This window comes from Gemella bergeri ATCC 700627, assembly GCF_000469465.1.
Lineage (GTDB): Bacteria > Bacillota > Bacilli > Staphylococcales > Gemellaceae > Gemella > Gemella bergeri.
In genome coordinates this window covers 14,910-37,235 of the sequence record NZ_KI271844.1, presented here as the reverse complement: position 1 = coordinate 37,235, position 22,326 = coordinate 14,910, and the positions used below count along the sequence as shown (strand labels likewise).

Genomic DNA, 22,326 nt, shown 5'->3' with positions numbered 1-22,326 from the left:
TTTTATCAGTCCGATTTTTTGTTGAGCCAATATAGTTTGTTTATCCAATCTCAAGTCAATTTAGACTTGAGATTTTTTACCATAAATAATATAATATAGTAAGAAAATATATTTAGATAAAAAATAATATTTAAAATTTATATGTAAACTAAAATTGTAAATGGAAAGATAGTGAATTATTAGGTATGAAATTTTTATAATTCACTATTTTTTATTTTTTGGCTGCTATTTTTTGTTGTTAAAAAGTTAAAGTAAATGATATTAAATTTGAAAGTAGAGTGTTTTTAAGGTATAATTGTTTAGAAGAATATAGTTTAGGATTTATGTGATGATTGAGATAATTGTTAATTCAAATAATAAAAATTCGCTAAAAAAATTAGCGGAACTTGAATGTTGTTTAAAACAGGAAAGAATAGTTTATAAAGTATTAAAAACATCAGAAAAAGAAAATGCAACATCGCTTATGGACAAAATAAAAGGTGATGATCTTATTGTTATAGGTGGTGACGGAACGATAAACGAAGTCATGAATAATTACCACAAGGAAAATATTATCTATTTTGCCAGTGGCTCAGGAAATGATTTAGGTCGTTCTTTGCAACTTGATAAACAAGTATCAAAGGTAACGAAACTTTTAGAAAACGGAGAAATCACTTATTATGATGTTGGTGAGATAGACGGAAGAAAATTTTGTACAGGTTTTGATATAGGTTTTAACGCTGATGTTATCAGAAGGGTTGAAAGTTCGAAGTTTAAAAAATATTTTAGGAAGTATATTTATTTATTTTGTGGGATTATAAGTATTTTAAATTTAAAAAAATATAATGCTGAAATAATCTTTAATAATAAAAAAATAGAAACTACTAAACTGTATCTATTAAATGTAATGTTACAACCTTATGAGGGTGGAGGAGTAAAATTTTCCCATAATGCAAGTGGTAAAGACGGCATGTTCCATATATTAATTATGAGAAACATGAAACCGCCACTTTTTGTTTATAATTATTTGTGTTTATTATTAAAACGCCATGATAAATTAAAAAAAGTGGAAATATATACTGCCAAAACATTAACAGTAAAAACGAATCAAAATTATTACCAAGTTGACGGAGAATTAATAAAAAATAAAAAACAACTGATGTTAAAATGTTTAGAGAAATATTATAAAATTAAAAAATAAAATTGAAATTTAAAAAATATTATATTTGGTAATGTGTAGTTATTGTTGTAAATATTTTGAGTTAGTTTAAAACATTAAAGTAATTCTTTCGGAACTATTCTAATTATTTATAGAAATTATAGAAATGTTTTAAAATTTTGTACCTACCTATTTGTGTAACATTAATGCAATAGACAACAGTTGAAATAAGTGATAGAATGGATAGAAGATAATTTTATAAAGTTAGGAATTAGAGAAATGTCAAGAAGAAATAGAAGAAATTTCGAAGAGGAATCCGGTAGAAAAATAGGCGGATTTGATATTATAAACGGTATATTAAGTGTTGTACTGTTAATAAGCGGGGTGCTGGTAGGATACACCATGCTGAAGTATAATTTTTTAAATTTTAGAGGTGTTAATTATATACTGTTAGCTGTAATTATTTTTGTATTTATTATTTCTATAGTGTTATTAATAAAAAGAAAAGCAAAATTTTTTACAACCATAGCTTTGTTGATTTTAAATGTAATATTAATATTTACGTTTTTACAATTTAGAACAGCGATAAACTTATTTAATAATCTGAACAATACAGCCGGCGTCAATGAATATACCATGAGTGTTGTAGTATTAAAAAATAATAAGGCAAATAACTTAAAAGATATTGCCGGTGAACAAATAGCCGCACCCGTTTCGGCAGATGGCGAAAATATTAATAAACTGATGAAAAATATTCGTGATAATGAGAAGTTAAGTTTGAACTTGGTAGAAGTAAAAAACTATGTAACCGGTTATGAACAGCTCAAAAGCGGAGAAACTCAAGCGATGATATTAAATAGTTCATATGAGAGTTTCATCACAGCACAATATCCGGAGTTTTTAGAAAATACTAAAAAAATTTACGAATTTAAGATAACAAAAGCGGTAACTGCAAAAAATAATGCGAAAGCCGGAGATACCTTTAACGTTTATATCAGCGGTATTGATACTTACGGTCCTATTTCATCGGTATCACGTTCAGATGTTAATATAATTATGACTGTAAATAAAAATACCGGGAAAATATTACTAACGACTACACCACGTGATTCTTACGTGAAAATTGCAGACGGTGGTAATAATCAATATGATAAACTGACCCATGCCGGAGTTTATGGAGTGGATGCTTCAATACATACTCTCGAAAATCTATATGGTATTAAAATAGATTATTATGCAAGACTTAATTTTACATCTTTCTTGAAGTTAATTGACACGCTTGGAGGAATTGATGTTTATAACGATCAAAGTTTCAAATCGCATATTGGCGGTTATGATTTCAGTCCCGGTGTGGTTCATCTTGACTCACAACATGCTCTTGCTTTTGTTAGAGAACGTTACGGTTTAACCGGCGGAGATAATGACCGTGGTAAAAATCAAGAAAAAGTTATTACGGCAATTATCAAAAAACTTTCTTCTAAAGAAGGACTAGCAAACTATAACAGTATAATTAAAGAACTTAACGAATCTATCCAAACTAACATGCCGTTAGAAACAGCGATGAGTTTGGCAAATGAGCAACTTAGTGCAGGAAAAGATTACACCGTATCATCACAAGCCTTAACAGGACATGGTACAATGGGACTACCGTCATATGCAATGCCGGGGGCTAATCTTTATATGACACAAATAGATAATAACAGTTTAAAAGAAGTTAGTGAAAATATTAAAAATGTATTGGATGGGAAATAATTAATGAAAGATTCACACAGGATGATAGATATTCACTCCCATATTGTATTTGGAGTGGATGATGGAGCTAAAACAAAAGAAGATACTGAAGATCTCCTTAGAGAAAGCTTTAACCAAGGTGTCGGAACGATAATAGCGACACCTCACCGCAGACGCGGGATGTTTGAAGAAAGTATCGAAACCATAAAAGAAAATTTTAAAGAAGTAGAAAAAATAGCTAAAAATATTTCGGAAGATTTGAATGTTTATTTGGGGAGTGAGATTTTCTACAAGGAAGGGGAACTCGCTAATATTGAAAGTAGAAAATATCCAACATTGGCAGGTACTGATTATATATTGGTAGAATTTTCTTACGGAATCAGCTATAGAGAAATGTACAAAGCGTTGAACGGAATAATCTTATTAGGATTATCTCCGGTGATAGCTCATATAGAAAGATACGCTTGTCTTGAAAAAGATTTAAATCATGTTCAAGAATTAATAAATATGGGGTGTTATATGCAGGTTAATGCGACAAGTGTCTTAAAAACGAAACTATTTGGCGATAAACATAAACACTATAAAAAGCGTGCAAAAAAATATTTGGACGGCGAGTTCGTACATTTTATAGCATCTGATATGCACAATATGACCTTACGAAGACCTCATATGAAAGAAGCATACGATATAATAGAAAAGAAATACGGAACGACAGTGGCTTATGAATTATTTGAAAAAAATGCCGAAAGGCTACTAATGAATAAAATTATATAAAGCGAAAGGAAATAATAATGAACAACAACGAACAAGATTTTGTGCAAATAGATATACTATTTCTATTGAGAAAGTTATGGAGTCAAAAATTAGTTATAGCGGTAATTTCGCTAACATTTACGGCGGTGGCGTTAGCTTACAGCCTATTTGTTGTAACACCGAAGTACCAAAGTACAACTAAAGTATATGTTGTTAATCAAAAAAATGATAACAAAGCAATAACAACACAAGATGTTCAACTGGGAACGCTTTTGGTAAAAGACTATAAAGAGATTATTCTTTCTAATAAAGTATTGGAAGATGTTATTTCACAGAACGGTTTGACATTGTCGACAAAAGCATTAGCTTCAAAAATTAATGTAGACGCCCCGAAAGATACTCGTATTATTTCTATTTCGGTAACCGATAAAGATTCGGAAGTGGCTAGTAAATTAGCGAACGCTGTAAAAGAAGTATCAGCCGCTAAAATTAAAGAAGTAACAAAAATTGATGATGTAACAACATTGGAAGAAGCAAAACCGGCAGTGGTACCGAGTTCGCCGAATATAGTGAAAAATGCTGTTTTGGCTACAGTATTAGGTTTTATCATATCGGTATTAGGTGTTATACTATTAGAATTACTGGACGATAGAATACGTAGACCTGAAGATATAGAAGAAGGATTAGATATGGTGTTGTTAGGGATAATACCTGATACAAAAGGAAATAAAAAATAGGAGGATACTATGGCAGAAATAAGTGTATTGAATAACGAAAGAATCGTAGATTCATCTATAAAAGAATATTACAATGCGTTAAGAACAAATGTGCAATTTCTTGGTAAAGATATTAAAGTAATAGCCATAACATCAACAAGTGAGAACGAAGGAAAAAGTACGGTGTCAATAAATTTGGCTATCTCATTAGCAGAACTTGGGCTTAAAACAGTATTAATAGATGCCGATACTCGTAAATCGGTAATGGCAGGTAGATTCAAATTTAAAAACAAAATAAATGGTTTGACAAATTATTTATCGGGATCATCACCGATTGAGGACATTATTTATGAAACGGATGTCAATAATTTAAATATTATTCCGGCAGGACAAGTACCACCAAATCCTACAGGACTATTACAAAATCGAAACTTTAATATTATGATAGATGTCTTTAAAGAATATTATGATTATATAATTATTGATACTCCACCAATCGGGGCAGTAGTGGACGCCGCAATTATCTCCCGAAAATGCGATGGTTTTGCAATAGTTGTAGAATCAAATAAAATTAAGAAAAAAGTATTAGAAAAATCAAAAGAACAACTGGAAAAAGCAGGTTCAAAATTTCTCGGTGTAATTTTAAATAAAGTAGATGTGAAAGAAGTAACCTATGGTGGATATGGTGCATATGGAGGTTACGGAGAGTATGGGAAAGAAAATTAATAACAAATTTAATAGGGAAAAAATATGTATTATGTAAGAAGAAATAATAAGGTTTTGTTTTTAGTATTTGATATATTAGCACTGTTCATTTCATACATGATGTGTTTCGATTCTATTTCGGGTAAATACAATCTATATTTCTTCTTTGTATTGTCCTTAATAGCATTAAGTATTTCACTATTTTCAGAAGAATACTGGACGATAACGGATAGAGGGTATTTATTAGAATTAAAGTCTACGTTTTTATATGTTTTAAAATTAATATCACTTTTTTTGTTATATTTAGTAGTATTTCACAATACTATGCTATTAATATCTATTAAAGACTTATCGCTTCCGATTTTTAGTGTAGCACTATTTATTATTATTTATGTATTTAGAACAATAGCTAAAATAATAAATGTAAAATATCGTGATGATAGTAGAAAAATAATTATTTTATCAAATTTTGAAGATCTTAATAAGTTTGGTGCTTTTCCTACCAACTATCAGGTAGTAGCCTATTTTAATAATTCTGAAAAGAAAATTTATAATAATATACCTATTGTTCACAATATGGAGGAAATGAGAGAGTTCTTATCCCACAATAGAGTCGATGAGATTTATGCTAATGTCAGCCATGAATCAAACGTTGCAGAAATTTTGGAAGTTTTTGATATTTTAGGAATACCGTTAAAAATTAATATAACCCCGATTTTTAAGGGAATAAAAAGTAATTCAACATTAACTTTTCAAGGAGATGATGTATATCTTACATCGGCAATAAAAATATCAACATTAAGGCAAATGATATTAAAAAGAGTAATAGATATTACCCTAGGAATATCAGGGACAATTTTGACAGCATTGGTAGCTGTGATAATTTATCCTAAGGTGAGAAGACAGTCACCCGGACCGTTAATATTTAAACAAGTAAGAATAGGACAAAACGGGAAAAGATTTGAAATTTATAAATTTCGAAGTATGTACCTTGATGCAGAAGAAAGAAAAAGAGAGTTATTAGTACAGAATGAACACACGACAAATCTTATGTTTAAAATGGACAATGATCCGAGGGTTTTCCCGTTCGGTCAGAAAATGAGAGATTGGTCATTAGATGAGTTGCCACAATTTATAAATGTCTTAAAGGGTGATATGAGTGTGGTAGGGACAAGACCGCCAACAGTAGATGAATATGAAAAATACAATTTGCATCACTTTAAGAGAATGAGGGTAAAACCGGGAATTACGGGAATGTGGCAAGTGAATGGTAGAAGTGATATAACGGATTTTGAAGAAGTTATAAAACTTGATATGAAGTATATTGAAAACTGGTCATTAAGATTAGATATAAAAATAATTGTAAAAACAATAATGGTAGTATTAAAAAGAGAAGGAAGTAAATAAAGGGAAGTGAATAAGAAGTGTGAAAGGTCAGAAAAGGAGTAATATGCTTAAAGTTAATATTATAGTCGATTATACAACCGACTAATTCTGTTTTTTTGTGAGAATTTATTTTTTCAGGATAAAGAATCAAAGGGGTGTAGAGTTTAATTAAGTATAGGTGAAGAGACAACAAAAATGTAGAGTGTGAAATATATAATATAAGGATAGATGTTAAAATGGATTATTGTATAAGTATAGAGAAAGAATTGAGAGATACTGCGGGGATAAAAGCTCCTGAAGATATTTCTAATATAGCTAAAAAAAGAGGAATAGGAGAAATTTTATTTCCTAAATTTCCTACATATAAAAGTAAATTTTATCAAAAAGCGTGGCTATTTTTTGTGGTAGGGTATAATTGGTTAAAGATGTTCTGGAAGTTGAAAAAAGGTGATAGGGTAATCTTTCAACACCCGATGTATGGTGTAAGAGTAGCTAATTTTTTTATTCCTAAACTGCAAAAATATAAAAAAATAAAATTTATAGCTGTTATACACGATCTGGAATCTTTGAGAAAAGGGATAGATGGAGTTATAAAAAACAATCAACATACAAATAAACTTGCAGATACGGAATTATTGAAAAAATTCGACAAAATAATATGTCATAATATTAAAATGCACAATTATTTGGTTGAAGCAGGAATAGAAGAAGAAAAATTAGAAGAATTACAAATATTTGATTATCTTAGTGAAATAGAACCTAGTTATAATATTGGAACAAAATATAACACAATTGTTATAGCAGGCAACTTAGCAGAAGGTAAAAGCAGTTATATCTATGATTTAATAAAAAACTCTAAAAAAGTTATGTTTAATCTATATGGACCAAATCTAAAAAAAGAGAAATTAACAGACAATGCTGAATATGTTGGTTCATTTCCTCCTAATGATTTAATAAAAAATATTAAAGGAGATTTTGGTTTAGTATGGGATGGTATTTCACTTGAAACTTGCACAGGAAATACAGGAGAATATTTAAAGTTTAATAATCCGCATAAGACGTCATTATATTTAGCGGCAGGACTTCCGGTTATTGTTTGGAAAGAAGCTGCAATATCAGATTTTATCAAAGATAATAATTTAGGATTTACTGTGAGCAATTTAAGTGAACTAGAAGAAAAATTAATATCACTTGATATAGAAAGTTATTCTGAGATTTTAGAAAATGTAAAAAGTATATCTCAAAAAATTAGAGAGGGATACTATTTTGGAAAGGTTCTGGATAAGACTCTTAGTGAGTTGTAGTGAGGTATAAAATGAAAATCGATAAGAATAATAGTAACTTGAATACATTGCAGAAAGAAATTTTAGATATTTTTTCACAACTATTACTAATATTTGATAATATGAATATAACTTATTATATCCAAGGTGGAACAATGCTGGGAGCTGTTCGACATCAGGGGTTTATACCTTGGGATGATGATATTGATATAGCTATACCAAGGGAACAATATAAATATTTTTTAAATAATGCAGAAAGATACTTGGGAAAAAATTTAGAACTTAGGGTATATGATGATAATTCAGACCATCATTATTATTTTTCAAGAATAGTAAATAAAAATCATCAAGTCAAAAGATTAGGAAGTAAAGATAATAGAATAGAAAATGTTTGGGTGGATATTTTCCCATTAGACGGCATGCCTAGTGGAAGAATAAAAAGAGAAATCCACAAAGGAAGATTACTAGTAAACAGATTATTATATCACATATCTTGTTTAGAAAAAGTAAATACAAAACGACCGGATCGTTCTTTTTTAGAAAAAGTGATTATAAAAGCAGCGAGCGTAATTCCGGTAGGGAAATATTTTAATACTAATAATCAATTAATAAAACTGGATAAATTATTGACTAAATATCCATATGAAAAATCAGATTGGGTAATTAATTTTATGGGTCAAACATCATATAAATTTAATGAGTTATTTCCTAAAAAAATCTATAGTAGTTGTGAAGAATATAATTTTGAAAACTTAAAAGTAATAGGGCCGAAAGAATATGATATATATTTAAGAACCTTATATGGAGATTATATGAAACTTCCGAAAGAAAAAGATAGGAATGCACATAAAACAATTATTGTTGAGGTAGATAGAGATGATGAAAGAAATAGCTAAGCAGTTAACCGAATCGGAGTTAAAAAATATACAAAGGGTATTGCTTGTGATATTGGATGACATTATTGAAATATGTGAGAAAAATAAGATAGATTTTGTATTAATAGGTGGAAGTGCCATAGGAGCAGTAAGACATCAAGGATTTATACCTTGGGATGACGATATAGATATAGCTATGACAAGAGAAGGATTTGAAAAATTTATTGATATAATTAGCGCCCAATATTCTCATAAATACTCTATGTTAAATCCGGCGGAAGAACAAAATTACGGTCGTGTTATCCCTAAGATAAGACTTAAAGGGACTACATATAGAACTGTGTTGGAACAAGACTTAGATGATGTTGGAGTATTTATTGATATTTTTATAATAGAAAATGTTTTTGATAATAAACTATTAAAACATATTCATGGTATAGGTTCGTTAGTTTTAGGTTTTTTACTATCTTGTCGAAGAAAATATAAAAATAAAAAAAATGATGATAAAAATATACGAAAGTATATAGGAGGTTTGATTAGTTTTATAAGAATAGAAACACTTGCAACTCGTTATGATGTATGGAATAGAATGTGTAAAAATAATAATTCCAAAGAAGTTACGGTACCGGTTGATAAATTTCACTTTTATGGAGAAATTGAAAAAAGAAGTGATGTAGAAAAACTTATTCCTGTGAATTTTGAAGGAAGAAATTGTTATATATTTTCTAATTATGACGATTATTTAATGAGAAGATATGGAAATTATATGAAGATCCCCCCGGAAAAAGAAAGAGTATGGAATCAATATATAGAATATGATTTAGGAAAATATAAATTAGGAGAAAAAGATAATGATTAATTTTTCGGTAGGACCGGTACATTTAACAAAGGAAGTTATGGAAGCATATGGAGATATACCATACTTTAGAACAAATGAATTTTCCGATATTATGTTGGAAAATGAAAAATTGGTTAAGGAATTGACCAATGCGAGTGGTGATGATAGAGTAATTTTTTTAACAGGGTCTGGCACAGCCGGTATGGAATCAAGTGTAATAAATACCTTGACTTCGGAAGATAAGATATTAATAATAAATGGCGGTAGTTTCGGAACACGTTTTGCAGAAATTTGCAGTTTGAAAAAATTAAATTATGAAGAAGTAATTATAGGGTTTGAAGAAATATTAACTCTTGAAAAATTAGAAAAGTATAGTAATAGAAATTTCACAGTACTTGTAGTTAACTTGGATGAAACGTCTATAGGAAAATTGTATGATATAGAATTAATAAGTAAATTTTGCAGGGAAAATAATTTATTTTTAATTGTTGATGCAATAAGTGCTTTTTTAGCAGATGAAATTGATGTGATAAAACATGGTATTGATGTTTTGATAATAGGTTCTCAAAAGGCGTTAGCTTGCCCTCCGGGTGTGGCGATAATTGTATTAAGTAAAAGAGCGATTGATAGAATAAAAAATATAAATCACGACATACTATATTTTGATTTTAAAAAAGCATTAAAAGATGGCGAGAGAGGGCAAACACCATTTACTCCGGCAGTAGGGATATTGTTGCAATTAAATGCTCGATTAAAACAAATTTCTTCTACGGGCGGTGTAGAAGCGGAAAGAAAAAAAATAGAAAAATTAGCAAATGACTTTAGGGAAAAAGTAAAAGAACTACCTTTAACAATACCGAAATACAAGTTATCTAACACGGTGACACCTTTATTGACCAATAATTGTTCTGCAAAAGACATATTTAATATACTGAAAGATGAATATAAAATATGGGTTTGTCCTAATGGTGGAGAATTAGGAGAAAAATTATTTAGGGTAGGTCATATTGGAAACTTATCGATAGAGAAAAATAACGAGTTGATACGTGCATTATATGAATTGAAAGAAAGAAATATTTTAAAATAGTGAGGATATAATGATGAAAAAAGTTATAACATATGGAACGTATGATTTATTACATCATGGGCATATAGCACTCTTAGAAAGAGCGAAAAAGTTAGGAGATTATCTGATAGTTGGAGTTACGGCAGATGCTTTTGATAAGAGGAGAGGGAAGCTAAATGTAAAACAACCGCTAGCAGAGCGTATAGAAGCTATAAGAAAAACCGGATTAGCTGATGAAATAATAATTGAAGAATATGTAGGGCAAAAAATAATAGATATTCAAAGTTATGATATAGACGTATTTACTGTAGGTTCTGACTGGGTAGGTAAATTCGATTATTTAAAAGAATACTGCGAAGTTGTATATCTACCTAGAACAGAAGGGATTAGTAGTACCAAAATAAGAACAGAACAAAATCCTATTTTAAAAGTAGGTTTTTTAGGAACGGGAAGAACTACGGATAGATTTTACAAAGAAAGCACTACCGTGGGTTCATTATCTGTAAAATCTGTATACGCTCAAGAGAATACATATGGTTATAACAACGATGAATTAGAGTATTATTCAAATAAAAAAGAGTTTTTTGACAGTATAGATGCGGTTTATATAGACAGTTCTGCGGATAAACACTATTCTATGATAAAAGAATCTTTGGAAAACGATTGTCATGTATTATGTAATCCACCGTTATTTTTGAATAGAAAAGAAGCAATCGAATTATATGATTATGCTTATAAAAAAGGTTTAATTTTGTTTGAGGCGGAAAAAACACGTTATTTTCCGGCGTTAACTCATCTTCTTTTACAGCTGAAATCCGGAATAATAGGAGAGGTTAAAGATATAGATATTTCATGTAGCCAAATCTTAAATAATATGGATAATGTAGTTAAAAATAAATATGAAGGAAGTTTTTATGATTGGAGTTCAACTATGTTGTTCCCTATAATCAGCATATTGGGAAAAAATATAGATGAATGTAAAATGTATAGCTTTGAAAAAAATAATTTCAGTTACCTAACAAAAGGTATCTTGGATTTTGGGAAAGCTACAGCTACATTTAAAGCGGGAATAGGTATAAAAACAGAAGGGCACTTGGTTATTACCGGAACAAAAGGTTATGTGTATGTGCCATCTCCTTGGTGGAAAATAGACTATTTTGAAGTAAGATATGAGGATTTAAGAGATACAAAGAAATACTTTTATGAATACAAGGGGAATGGTTTCCGTTATTTAATGTTAGAATTTATAAAATTGATAAATAATATTAATGTAAATAATGCAAACAACAAGGAATATTGTATGCTATTTTTAGATATAATGGAGAAATATTCACAAGCTAAAGTTAGTCTATATGAATAGAAAGGAGAATTTTTTGGGGATTATAAAGTTAATGACATTGAAAGAATTGCAGGGAGCATATTTGGAATTATTAATCGAATTTGATAGTCTTTGTAAAGAATATAATTTAAGGTATGATTTATGTGGAGGTTCGATGTTGGGCGCAGTAAGACATCAGGGTTTTATACCTTGGGATGATGATATAGATGTTGCTATGCCCCGTATGGATTACGAAAAATTATTGGAGTTAAATATAACCAATTCATTGATTATATCAGATGACAGAAAGATAATCTCTAATAGAGATAAATCTTTTGCACGTCATTTTTCCAGATATATAAGAAAAGATATAGGTAGAATTGATGAAATGGCAGAAAAAGAAGATTGTCCGTATATAGGAATAGATATTTTTGTAGTTGATGGTATTCCTAGCAACAAATCTTTATTTAATATACAAGTATTTATCATAAAACAATTAAGAAGATTACTATTAACTTCTGTGGAAAGAAAAAACACAAGTAGACGTGGAAAATTTAGTGCAAAAGTAAAAAATTTATATAGACCGATATTGAAGAAGATAGGTTCATACAATTTAGTAAACCTGTTAGAGTCGGTATGCAAAATTGTTAAGTTTGAAGATGCCGAATATGTAGGAATTATAACAGGTATGTACGGTAAAAAAGAAAAATGGTTAAAAAAAGAAATGTTACCACAAAAAGAATATCTTTTTGAGAAATACAAAGTTAAAGGGTATGCTAATTATGATATATATTTAACTAATTTGTACGGAAATTACAGAAAGTTACCTCCAAAGGATAAACAGGTGGCACATAATTCCAAAGGGTACAGAATTGATAAGAATTTAGGAGAAAAGCAATGAAAATTAGAATATCAAAAAATCATATAGGACAACTATGCTTTTATTTTTCATATAGTATATTTTTATTGTTTTCTCTTTTAAGTACATCGTTATATTATAAATATTTTTATGGAGCAACGTATAAAACAATACTAATTGTATGTCTTTTATTTTTGATATTGAAAGAACTAACGCACAATAAGTACAATTACAAGGATATTATATTACTTTTGTTAGTAATAATATCGTCTGTAATAACATTTATGGCATCTACTAATACAGAACAAAAAACAATACCGCTAATGATAGTGTTTATCTATTCAGCAAGGAATATAGACTTTAAAAAAATAGCACAAATATCTTTAGTAATCAGCAGTTTTGTTTTGGGTTTTGTAATAGTGAGCAGTTACTTTAACATAATTGAAAATTTTTTCGTAAATAAAGCAGATAGAACTCGAGAATATTTGGGATTTAGATATGCTTTAAATTCAGCTACTATTTTTTCGAATATAGTATTTTTAAAAATATATATAGACAAAGAAAAAATAAAACTAAAAACATTAGGGATATTATTTTTAATAAATTATTTAATTTATATTTATACAGATTCAAGATTAACTTCATTTATAAGTTTATGTTTTATAATATTTGCAATAATTATAAAATATCTTCCTAATATAAAATTGCGATTATTGTATTATATTTTCCCGTTAATGTATTTAATTTGTTCAACAATAAGTATTTATTTTACAATAAATTATAAAATGTTGAGTAATTGGCAATACAACTTAAATAGTATGCTTTCAGGAAGGTTATCTTTAGGTCAAGATTCTATACAAACATATGGATATGGCTTATTTTGGAAAAAGTTGTATTTAGTAGGAAACGGATTAGATGTAAATGGAGAAATAAATTTCACGTCATATAATTATGTAGATAATTTATATGTCCAGATATTACAAAGATATGGAATTATATTTGTAATTTTATTTATAATAATATTGACTGTAGTTATGTTTTATATAACTAAATTAAAAGATAATTATTTATTGGTAATATTTGCATTGCTGGCTATTCATGGGATTATAGATGACTTAATTATATATCCTTATTATAATACTTTTTGGTTTATTTTAGGATATATATATTACAATAGCTCAACAAAATTTATTAATATTCGTAAAAAACAACGTAACTTAAATTACTAAGGAGAAAAAATTTATGAGAGATATTACTATAGATATGTTGAAAATTATAGCATGTTTGGGTATTGTCTTATTACATGTTATGATATTAGGTTTTGATTTTTTCGCCGGTAATAATGTGAGTGCGTACTTATATTATATGGGTACATTTTCTGTACCATTATTTTTTATGATTAATGGTTATTTTTTATTGAATAAATTAAATTTATCATATAAATATTTGACTATAAAAATAAAAAATATATTAATTGTAGTGTTTAGTTGGAATATTATTTTATGGATAATGAAGAGAGATTTCTATAGTAATCCTATAAAGAAAATTGTTGGTTCTTTATTGCAAAGGGGTTATTTTTTTCAATTTTGGTTCTTCGGATCATTAATAATAATATATTTAACATTACCGTATTTAAAGAAGTTACTAAGTAATAAAAAAAATTATTTGAGAATATTGTTGTTATTGTTGGGAGTAGGAATAATAATAGAAATTATTAATTTATCTGTGGTAGCAGAGCCGATACAAAGATACATTCCACAAACTTTAAGATTATGGACATGGTATTTTTACTATATCGTTGGTGGTTACATAGGTGGTAGAAAAGAACTCATGATTAAGATTAAAATAAATAAATATATAACATGTTTTTTCTTAATTATGTTATTTGTTTCTCCAATATTTTTATACTCTGTAGCAAAAAGTGTTCATCATAATATTTTTGCAGAGTATTTTTATGACAGCTTATTTGTAAAAATTCTCAGCGTAGGTATCTTTATTATATTTTTAAAGTTGGATTTTTCTACGATTAAACAAAACTACAAAAATACTATTTATCATTTGTCCGCTTTAACGATGGGAGTATACATATTGCATACTTATGTGATAAAATTCTTAGTGAAGGTTATAAAAATAGGACATTGGTATGATACAATATTGGTATTCGGATTAACGATAGGAATAAGTCTTTTAATATCGGAGATGATATATAGAATTCCGATTTTAAAGAATATTATTAAGATATAAGTTGATAATATAACTAAAATATATTTTTGAATATTATTAAAAGGGGTTTTAACATGTACGATTATTTAATAGTAGGTGCGGGACTTTCAGGTGCAATTTTCGCCTATGAAGCAACGAAAAAAGGGAAAAAAGTAAAAGTAATAGATAAGAGAAGTCATATTGGTGGGAATATTTATTGTGAAAACATAGAAGGTATTAACGTGCATAAGTATGGAGCACATATTTTTCATACTTCAAACAAGGAAGTGTGGGATTATGTCAATCAATTTGCCGAATTTAATAACTATATAAATTCACCGGTAGCAAATTATAAAGGGAAATTGTATAATCTACCATTTAATATGAACACATTTTATGCTTTATGGGGTACTAAAACTCCGGCTGAAGTAAAAGCTAAAATAGCGGAGCAAACGGTACATTTGAAAGATAGTGAACCCAAAAATCTTGAGGAACAAGCGATAAAATTGATTGGAACAGATGTATATAAAACGCTAATCAAAGGGTATACGGAAAAACAATGGGGAAGAAGTGCTACAGAATTACCGTCGTTTATCATTAAACGGTTACCTGTAAGATTTACGTTTAATAATAATTATTTTAATGATCGTTATCAAGGTATACCTATTGGTGGATACAACGTTATTATTGAAAATATGTTAAAGAATGTAGAAGTGGAGTTGAATGTAGATTTCTTTAAAAATAGACAGGAATTAGAAGACTGTGCTGAAAAAGTAGTTTTCACCGGAATGATAGATCAATATTTTGATTATAAATACGGTGAATTAGAATACAGAAGTCTTCGTTTTGAACATGAGATATTAGATGAAGATAATTTTCAAGGGAATGCGGTTATTAATTATACCGAACGAGAAATACCATATACCAGAATTATTGAGCATAAACATTTTGAATATGGAACTCAAGAAAAAACTGTTATTACACGTGAATATTCAACTAGTTGGCAACATGGAGACGAACCATATTACCCAATTAATGATGAAAAAAATAATGCGATATATATAAAATACTTAGAAGAGGCGAATAAAAAAAATAATGTTATTTTTTGTGGGCGTCTTGCAGATTATAAATATTACGATATGCACGTAGTAATTGAACGAGTATTAGATGTGGTGAAAAATGAATTAGGAAAGTAGCGGGTTTGTTTTAGGGTAAATTTCCAACAAAGGTTTGTGATGAAACAGCTACCTATAATTGACTTATTTATGAGTTGATTTTGACTAAGGCTCAAAAATCTCCAAGTAAAATGAAAAACATTTTATCGTTATCGCTACAAAAAATAATCAACAAAAAATTTTGTATAAAACAAATAATTTCAATAAAAAGTTACGAAAATTTTGAAAAGGGGACTTATTGTGAAACTCTTAAAAAATTATTTATACAATGTATCATATCAATTATTAAATATTATATTACCAATTATAACAGTACCTTATGTAACACGTGTTTTTACAAGTGAAAATCTGGGGAATTACGGTTTTTATAATTCTATTGTTAGTTATTTTGTTTTACTGGCTAATCTTGGAATAAATATTTATGGTACAAAGCAAATAGCTTCATCAACCAACGTAAACAAAACGTTTTGGAATATTTACGCTATTCAGGTAACAACAAGTATAGTATCAATTTTATTGTATTGCGGAGCACTTAACCTAGTTCCGACGATGAATAATAAAATAGCTGTTTTGTTAGTTATTAGTTTGTTTTCAAAACTTTTAGATATATCTTGGTTATTTACCGGCAGAGAAGATTTTAAAAGAATCACAATAAGAAATGCGAGTGTAAGGTTGCTCGGTGTTATTAGTATTTTTCTATTTATTAAAAATGAAAATCAGATCTATCTTTATGTTTTTATTCTAGTTATTTTTGATTTTTTAGGGCAATTAATAATGTGGTTTCCTGCTAGAGAGTATATAAGAAAACCTGAATTTAGATGGGACGGCATAAAGAAAAATATTAAACCTACAATATTACTGTTTTTACCACAGATTGCAATTTCATTGTATGTTGTTATGGATAGAACGCTACTGGGAATATTTGGGTCTTTTTATGATGTCGGTATCTATGATCAAAGCCAAAAATTAATAAGTATCTTGCTTACGATTGTCAGTTCGTTAGGTGCTGTAATGTTGCCGAGAGTTGCTAATTTGTTAGCTGAAAAAAAAGAAAAAGAGGCTTTACAAATGGTTGAATTTTCTTTTCTGGTATATAATGTAATAATTTTTCCTATGATTTTTGGGTTGATGGTTATTAATGAATTATTTGTTAATTTGTTTTTAGGAGAGAATTTTGGAGATGTAAAATACAGTTTATATATTATTTCTTTTAATATTTTATTTATAGGTTGGACTAATATTTTAGGATATCAAGTGCTTGTTGTTAGAAATAAAAATAAGGAATTTATGTTGTCTACAACTATACCGGCGATTGTCAGTATTTTAATAAATATCGCACTAATTCCTTTGTTGGGGTATATCGGTGCTTCAATAACATCGGTTATTGTAGAATTTTTAGTATTTATTTTACAATGGAATTACAGCAGAAAAATAGTAGATATTCGTACTATTTTTAATAATAAATTTATTAAAATATTTCTTTCTGCAATAGTGATGTTTATTGTAATAGAATTATTAAAAGTATTGATTGGATTATCTAATGTAATAGGGTTAGTAGTGTATGTTTTAGTAGGTGGAACGGTATATATCGGCTTGATTTTATATTTAAAAGTTATAGATATAAAGGAACTAAGAGAGATGATAAAATAAATTGGTTGGTTAAATTAATGAGTTTGATGTCAAATGGATAGTTTGGCTCTGTATTAAATATGGTGTATGAGAAAAAATAAAGATAAAAGGCTCAACAATATCTTAGTATTTTCATAACACATGACAGAATATTGTGGTATAATAAATAGAAATGATTTTGTAGTAAGGTGCGAAATGAGCAGTATTGATAAACGATTTGAAACTGAAATAGTAGATAGATATAAAAAAATAATAGAACAACGCAAAATGTCCTTATATTTGAAGTTGTTTTTTGATAAGTTGTTGGCATTATTTTTATTAATAATATTGTCACCGATAATATTATTTTTAGCGTTATGGATAAAAGTGGATAGTAAAGGACCTGTTTTTTATAGGCAGGAACGAATTACAATTTACGGACGACCGTTTAAAATTTTTAAATTTAGAACAATGGTGCAAGATGCTGACAAAATCGGTTCATCTGTTACTCTTCAGGATGATCCACGTATTAGTAGAGCGGGGAGAAAACTTCGTAAGTTGCGACTTGATGAATTGCCACAGCTTATTAATGTTCTTATAGGGGATATGAGTTTTGTCGGTGTTCGACCGGAGGTTGCGAAGTATGTTGATAAATATACCGATGAGATGAACGCAACACTTTTGTTGCCGGCGGGTATTACTTCTCCTGCAAGTATTGAATATAAAGATGAAGATGATGTGATTGCACTATACAAGGATAGTGATTTATCCATTGATGATATTTATATAGAAAAAGTATTACCGGAGAAAATGAAATATAATCTACAGTATATTAAAGAATTCAGTATTTTAAATGATATTAAAATTATGATAAAAACTGTGGTTGTAGTATTAAGATAACTACTAATAACAATGTAGCAAATGTAAAATATGAATGGAAATAGTTCTGTGTCTATTAAGTGATATGGAGCTTATTTTTATTATGTAGGCAAAATTATATATTTATATACAAAATATTTTTTGTTGCTGATTCTATAGTGGTGATGCAACTTTAAGAAATTCATCGCTAAGAATGGCAACGAGCCTTATGGCAATGTTTGTAGTGGTAATAGTAAAATGCCAAAAGCATTTTACTTGGAGAATTTTAGACCTTGGCTAAAATTCTAGCCGAAAAATCCACCCACATAGTGGGTTAGTTGTAGGCGTCCATACTACTACTAACCATTGCTTAAATATTTGTAAAATAATATATACTTTGATTTTCATACAAAACCTATAATTGATTATTATGTTGTAATTTGATATAATCAAGAGTATAAAAATGTAGAATTACAGTAATTAAAAGAAGTGTTCCGCTAGTTTAAAATAATAATACAACATTTGATTAAAGTAGTTTTAAGTAGTATATTTTGTATTATTAAAATGGACGATAAGTAGAAATTAGAAGAGAATTTTAAGAAAATAATTACAGTAATAAAAGTAATAGTGGTATTAGTAAATACTTACTATGTAACTAAGGAGAACAATAATGAAACAATACAATATTCCATTTTCTCCGCCGGATATTAGCGAAGAAGAAATTAACGAAGTAATTGATACATTAAAATCAGGTTGGATTACAACAGGACCGAAGACAAAAGAATTGGAACGCAGATTGTCAGAATTTACCGATACACCGAAAACGGTTTGTTTTAATTCTGCAACAGCTGCTCTCGAATTGGCATTGCGTGTGTTAGGTATTGGTGAGGGTGACGAGGTAATCGTTCCGGCAATGACTTATACTGCATCATGTAGTGTTATTTATCATGTTGGAGCGAAAGCTGTTATTATTGATATTCAAAAAGATGGTCATGAGATGGATTATAATAAATTGGAGCAAGCTATTACACCAAAAACAAAAGCAATTATTCCGGTGGATTTAGCTGGAATACCTTGCGATTATGAACGTATATTTAATATAGTAGAGCGTAAAAAAGACTTGTTTAAACCGAATGGAAAATATCAAGAAAAGCTGGGACGAGTGGCTGTTGTTGCTGATGCGGCACATGCGTTAGGAAGTGTGTACAAAGGTCAAAAAGTTGGCAGTGTTGCAGATTTTAGTACATTCTCGTTTCATGCGGTAAAAAACTTTACTACAGCGGAAGGCGGTAGTGTTACATGGAGAAATAATCCGGTATTTGATAATGATGAGTTGTATAAAGAGTTTCAAATTTTATCATTACATGGTCAAACAAAAGATGCTTTGTCTAAAATGAAAGCAGGATCTTGGGAGTATGATATTATACTACCCGGTTACAAATGTAATTTGACCGATTTGGCAGCATCAATAGGTCTTGTACAATTAAAACGTTATCCGAGCTTGTTGAAGCGAAGAAAAGAAATAGTTGAAAAATATGATACAGCTTTTAGAGATACACGTATAGTACCGTTAGTGCATAAAACGGAGAATTTTGAATCATGTAGACATCTTTACATTACTCATATAAAAGGTGCAACATTTGAACAACGAGGTAAAATTATAGAAAAAATGGCAGAGATGGGCGTTAGCTGTAATGTTCATTATAAGCCTTTACCATTATTAACAGCGTATCATAACCTAGGGTTTAATATAGAAAATTATCCAAATGCGTATGCTTATTTCGAAAATGAGATTACTTTGCCGCTTCATACATGCTTGAGTGACAATGATATTGATGTAATAATAGATAGATTTAAGCGAATTGTAACGGAGGTTGTGGGTGAGTAATTTACAGGAGATTCAAAATAGAAGTTTAGAAATGGCTGAGTATTTTGTAGAATTTTGTAATGAACATGGCTTACTATGTTACTTGTGTGGTGGTGGCGCGATTGGGACTTTAAGGCATAAAGGGTTTATTCCGTGGGATGACGATTTAGATTTTTTTATGCCACGTAGTGATTACGAAAAATTACCAATGTTGTGGCAGGAGTATGCTGATAAAAGATATTTCTTGTCAAAAAGTGGTAGAGATTTCGTTGATAGAAATTTATTTATTACTATTCGTGATACTCAAACTACATGTATTAAACCTTATCAACAGGATTTAGATATACCACATGGCTTAGCGTTGGATATATTACCGCTTGATTATTACCCTAAGGATAAATATAAACGAAAAAAACAAGTTCGCTGGGCGCTAGTATATTCATTGTTTTGTGCTCAAACAATTCCCAAAAAACATGGGGGATTAATGAGATGGGGCAGTACAATATTATTAGGAATAACACCACGGATACTTCGTTATAAAATTTGGAAAAAAGCTGAACGTGAGATGACAAAATATACTAAAGCAGAAAGTGACGGCATTACTGAACTTTGCTCAGGTCCGGGATATATGAAAAAAAAATATCCGTTAAATGCTTTTGACGAAAGTATATTTATGCCGTTTGAACAAACACAAATGCCGATACCAAAAGGTTACGATATTTATTTGAAGACAGCGTTCGGAGATTATATGACTCCACCACCGAAAGAAAAACAAGTACCGCATCATGATGCAGTGGTAACGGATATGGATAGTAGTTATACGAAATATAAGGGGGAGTATTATGACTAAGAAAAAAAGAATATTATTTTTTATGTGGTCGTACTCGCTTGGTGGCGGGGCGGAGAAAATACTCTCAACAATAGTATCTAACCTGAATAGTGAAAAATATGATATTGATATATTGGAGATGGAGCATTTTGATAAAGGTTACGAACCGGTACCTGATAATGTTCATATTTTAAAACCATGGCAATATCATAATCAAAGCAGAATTGTTCGTGCATTATTATGGCGTTTTAGAATATATTTTCCTAAATTAACACGAAAGTTGGCAGTAAAGGATAATTATGATATAGAAGTATCTTTTACAATTATGAATCCACCATTTAATTTTTCAAAAAGAAAAGACGTAAAAAAAATAGCTTGGATACATGGGAGTATTGAGCAATTTAAAGAAGATAGCTTAAAAAGAGTATCTCATAAAAAACATCTAGCTGATGTAGATAAAATTGTAGCGATTTCTAATAAAACCAAACAGTCGATAGTTGATGTCTATCCTGAGTATAAAGGAAAAGTAGTAAATATATATAATGGTTATAATTTTGATGATATAGTAAGTAAAGCAAGTGAAGATATTAATATAGAAGTAGAACCTAACAGTATTTGTACAATTGGAAGAATAGAAGAAAATAAAGGCTCGGATAGAGTTTTGGAAGTTATAAACGAACTTCATAAACAAAACAAGAAATATCACTTATATTATATAGGCAGTGGTGATATGGAAGATATATTGAAAAAACGAGTAAAAAAACATGGTTTGGAGAAATATGTTCATTTCTTAGGTTATCAAAAAAATCCTTATAAATATTTAAAATATATGAAAGTTTTATTGTCTATGTCAAAACAAGAAGGCTTTCCTGGGGTTTATGTAGAGGCGCTTAGCTTGGGTGTACCTTTTGTATCAACAGATGTAGGTGGGGCTGAAGAATTATCGCAAAACGGGAAATTTGGTAAAATTATATATAATAATGAAGAAGCAGAGCAAGCGCTTGTTGAGTATTTAGATAATAGGAAGATAATGGATAAAGAACTTGCCCTTAAATTTATAAGAGAGTTTACAGTAGAAAGACAAATAAGAGATATAGAAGAAATATTTAGTTAGAGGTT

The 22,326-nt window shown here is 29.1% G+C and carries 20 protein-coding genes and 1 pseudogene; all 21 read left to right on the top strand.

Annotated elements, in window-relative coordinates; all coding sequences use genetic code 11:
* The first annotated feature begins 328 nt into the window (after positions 1 to 328).
* The 21 genes and pseudogenes from HMPREF1983_RS04405 (at position 329) to HMPREF1983_RS04310 (ending at position 22,321) form a co-directional block, all read left to right on the top strand.
* On the top strand, positions 329 to 1,180 hold the full coding sequence (locus HMPREF1983_RS04405) for a diacylglycerol/lipid kinase family protein (protein ID WP_021753099.1): 852 nt from the start codon (positions 329 to 331) through the stop codon (positions 1,178 to 1,180).
* A 189-nt stretch (positions 1,181 to 1,369) separates the two neighbouring features.
* Positions 1,370 to 2,890 (top strand): LCP family glycopolymer transferase CpsA, encoded by a 1,521-nt coding sequence (gene cpsA, locus HMPREF1983_RS04400; protein WP_021753098.1) that lies wholly within the window; start codon positions 1,370 to 1,372, stop codon positions 2,888 to 2,890.
* A 3-nt stretch (positions 2,891 to 2,893) separates the two neighbouring features.
* On the top strand, positions 2,894 to 3,643 hold the full coding sequence (locus HMPREF1983_RS04395; protein WP_021753097.1) for a CpsB/CapC family capsule biosynthesis tyrosine phosphatase: 750 nt from the start codon (positions 2,894 to 2,896) through the stop codon (positions 3,641 to 3,643).
* A 17-nt stretch (positions 3,644 to 3,660) separates the two neighbouring features.
* Positions 3,661 to 4,359 carry a Wzz/FepE/Etk N-terminal domain-containing protein gene (locus HMPREF1983_RS04390; protein WP_021753096.1) on the top strand — a complete coding sequence of 233 codons (699 nt, stop codon included), beginning with the start codon at positions 3,661 to 3,663 and terminating at the stop codon, positions 4,357 to 4,359.
* Between the two features lie 9 nt (positions 4,360 to 4,368).
* Positions 4,369 to 5,064 (top strand): polysaccharide biosynthesis tyrosine autokinase, encoded by a 696-nt coding sequence (locus HMPREF1983_RS04385; RefSeq protein WP_021753095.1) that lies wholly within the window; start codon positions 4,369 to 4,371, stop codon positions 5,062 to 5,064.
* Positions 5,065 to 5,088: 24 nt separating this feature from the next.
* Positions 5,089 to 6,450 carry a sugar transferase gene (locus tag HMPREF1983_RS04380; protein ID WP_040461002.1) on the top strand — a complete coding sequence of 454 codons (1,362 nt, stop codon included), beginning with the start codon at positions 5,089 to 5,091 and terminating at the stop codon, positions 6,448 to 6,450.
* A 215-nt stretch (positions 6,451 to 6,665) separates the two neighbouring features.
* Entirely contained in the window at positions 6,666 to 7,733 is a 1,068-nt protein-coding gene (locus HMPREF1983_RS04375) for a glycosyltransferase (protein ID WP_021753093.1), read from the top strand.
* Between the two features lie 11 nt (positions 7,734 to 7,744).
* On the top strand, positions 7,745 to 8,608 hold the full coding sequence (locus HMPREF1983_RS04370) for a LicD family protein (RefSeq protein WP_021753092.1): 864 nt from the start codon (positions 7,745 to 7,747) through the stop codon (positions 8,606 to 8,608).
* Entirely contained in the window at positions 8,589 to 9,446 is an 858-nt protein-coding gene (locus tag HMPREF1983_RS04365) for a LicD family protein (RefSeq protein ID WP_021753091.1), read from the top strand. The genes HMPREF1983_RS04370 and HMPREF1983_RS04365 overlap by 20 nt, the downstream gene beginning before the upstream one ends.
* Entirely contained in the window at positions 9,439 to 10,512 is a 1,074-nt protein-coding gene (locus HMPREF1983_RS04360) for a pyridoxal-phosphate-dependent aminotransferase family protein (RefSeq protein WP_021753090.1), read from the top strand. Before HMPREF1983_RS04365 ends, HMPREF1983_RS04360 begins: the two co-directional genes overlap by 8 nt.
* A gap of 13 nt (positions 10,513 to 10,525) precedes the next feature.
* Positions 10,526 to 10,903, top strand: a pseudogene (locus HMPREF1983_RS07960) (FAD synthase family protein); the annotation flags it as partial.
* On the top strand, positions 10,877 to 11,851 hold the full coding sequence (locus HMPREF1983_RS04355) for a Gfo/Idh/MocA family protein (RefSeq protein WP_281170866.1): 975 nt from the start codon (positions 10,877 to 10,879) through the stop codon (positions 11,849 to 11,851). The pseudogene HMPREF1983_RS07960 and the gene HMPREF1983_RS04355, both read left to right, overlap by 27 nt.
* 13 nt (positions 11,852 to 11,864) lie before the next feature.
* Entirely contained in the window at positions 11,865 to 12,710 is an 846-nt protein-coding gene (locus HMPREF1983_RS04350) for a LicD family protein (protein WP_115834608.1), read from the top strand.
* Positions 12,707 to 13,897, top strand: coding sequence for a hypothetical protein (locus tag HMPREF1983_RS04345; RefSeq protein ID WP_040460996.1), 1,191 nt, complete (start codon positions 12,707 to 12,709; stop codon positions 13,895 to 13,897). The genes HMPREF1983_RS04350 and HMPREF1983_RS04345 overlap by 4 nt, the downstream gene beginning before the upstream one ends.
* 13 nt (positions 13,898 to 13,910) lie before the next feature.
* Positions 13,911 to 14,912, top strand: coding sequence for an acyltransferase (locus tag HMPREF1983_RS04340; protein WP_021753086.1), 1,002 nt, complete (start codon positions 13,911 to 13,913; stop codon positions 14,910 to 14,912).
* A 53-nt stretch (positions 14,913 to 14,965) separates the two neighbouring features.
* Positions 14,966 to 16,066, top strand: a complete 1,101-nt coding sequence (gene glf / locus HMPREF1983_RS04335; RefSeq protein ID WP_021753085.1) for a UDP-galactopyranose mutase — start codon at positions 14,966 to 14,968, stop codon at positions 16,064 to 16,066.
* Positions 16,067 to 16,285: 219 nt separating this feature from the next.
* Complete coding sequence (locus HMPREF1983_RS04330) at positions 16,286 to 17,695, top strand: flippase (RefSeq protein ID WP_021753084.1); 1,410 nt, start codon at positions 16,286 to 16,288, stop codon at positions 17,693 to 17,695.
* A 120-nt stretch (positions 17,696 to 17,815) separates the two neighbouring features.
* A complete protein-coding gene (locus HMPREF1983_RS04325; RefSeq protein WP_021753083.1) occupies positions 17,816 to 18,553 on the top strand; it encodes a sugar transferase in 738 nt (245 codons plus the stop codon).
* Positions 18,554 to 19,181: 628 nt separating this feature from the next.
* Positions 19,182 to 20,399 carry a DegT/DnrJ/EryC1/StrS family aminotransferase gene (locus HMPREF1983_RS04320; protein ID WP_021753082.1) on the top strand — a complete coding sequence of 406 codons (1,218 nt, stop codon included), beginning with the start codon at positions 19,182 to 19,184 and terminating at the stop codon, positions 20,397 to 20,399.
* Entirely contained in the window at positions 20,392 to 21,228 is an 837-nt protein-coding gene (locus HMPREF1983_RS04315; protein ID WP_021753081.1) for a LicD family protein, read from the top strand. The genes HMPREF1983_RS04320 and HMPREF1983_RS04315 overlap by 8 nt, the downstream gene beginning before the upstream one ends.
* Positions 21,221 to 22,321 carry a glycosyltransferase gene (locus tag HMPREF1983_RS04310; protein WP_021753080.1) on the top strand — a complete coding sequence of 367 codons (1,101 nt, stop codon included), beginning with the start codon at positions 21,221 to 21,223 and terminating at the stop codon, positions 22,319 to 22,321. Before HMPREF1983_RS04315 ends, HMPREF1983_RS04310 begins: the two co-directional genes overlap by 8 nt.
* Positions 22,322 to 22,326 lie beyond the last annotated feature (5 nt).

Excerpts from the sequence above, each read along its gene's own strand:
- HMPREF1983_RS04370 (WP_021753092.1), top strand. The coding sequence starts at position 7,745 with ATGAAAATCGATAAGAATAATAGTAACTTGAATACATTGCAGAAAGAA.
- HMPREF1983_RS04310 (WP_021753080.1), top strand. The coding sequence starts at position 21,221 with ATGACTAAGAAAAAAAGAATATTATTTTTTATGTGGTCGTACTCGCTT.
- HMPREF1983_RS04320 (WP_021753082.1), top strand. The coding sequence starts at position 19,182 with ATGAAACAATACAATATTCCATTTTCTCCGCCGGATATTAGCGAAGAA.
- HMPREF1983_RS04395 (WP_021753097.1), top strand. The coding sequence starts at position 2,894 with ATGAAAGATTCACACAGGATGATAGATATTCACTCCCATATTGTATTT.
- HMPREF1983_RS04340 (WP_021753086.1), top strand. The coding sequence starts at position 13,911 with ATGAGAGATATTACTATAGATATGTTGAAAATTATAGCATGTTTGGGT.
- HMPREF1983_RS04325 (WP_021753083.1), top strand. The coding sequence starts at position 17,816 with ATGACAGAATATTGTGGTATAATAAATAGAAATGATTTTGTAGTAAGG.
- HMPREF1983_RS04385 (WP_021753095.1), top strand. The coding sequence starts at position 4,369 with ATGGCAGAAATAAGTGTATTGAATAACGAAAGAATCGTAGATTCATCT.
- HMPREF1983_RS04360 (WP_021753090.1), top strand. The coding sequence starts at position 9,439 with ATGATTAATTTTTCGGTAGGACCGGTACATTTAACAAAGGAAGTTATG.
- HMPREF1983_RS04390 (WP_021753096.1), top strand. The coding sequence starts at position 3,661 with ATGAACAACAACGAACAAGATTTTGTGCAAATAGATATACTATTTCTA.
- glf (WP_021753085.1), top strand. The coding sequence starts at position 14,966 with ATGTACGATTATTTAATAGTAGGTGCGGGACTTTCAGGTGCAATTTTC.
- HMPREF1983_RS04365 (WP_021753091.1), top strand. The coding sequence starts at position 8,589 with ATGATGAAAGAAATAGCTAAGCAGTTAACCGAATCGGAGTTAAAAAAT.
- HMPREF1983_RS04345 (WP_040460996.1), top strand. The coding sequence starts at position 12,707 with ATGAAAATTAGAATATCAAAAAATCATATAGGACAACTATGCTTTTAT.
- HMPREF1983_RS04380 (WP_040461002.1), top strand. The coding sequence starts at position 5,089 with ATGTATTATGTAAGAAGAAATAATAAGGTTTTGTTTTTAGTATTTGAT.
- HMPREF1983_RS04375 (WP_021753093.1), top strand. The coding sequence starts at position 6,666 with ATGGATTATTGTATAAGTATAGAGAAAGAATTGAGAGATACTGCGGGG.
- HMPREF1983_RS04405 (WP_021753099.1), top strand. The coding sequence starts at position 329 with ATGATTGAGATAATTGTTAATTCAAATAATAAAAATTCGCTAAAAAAA.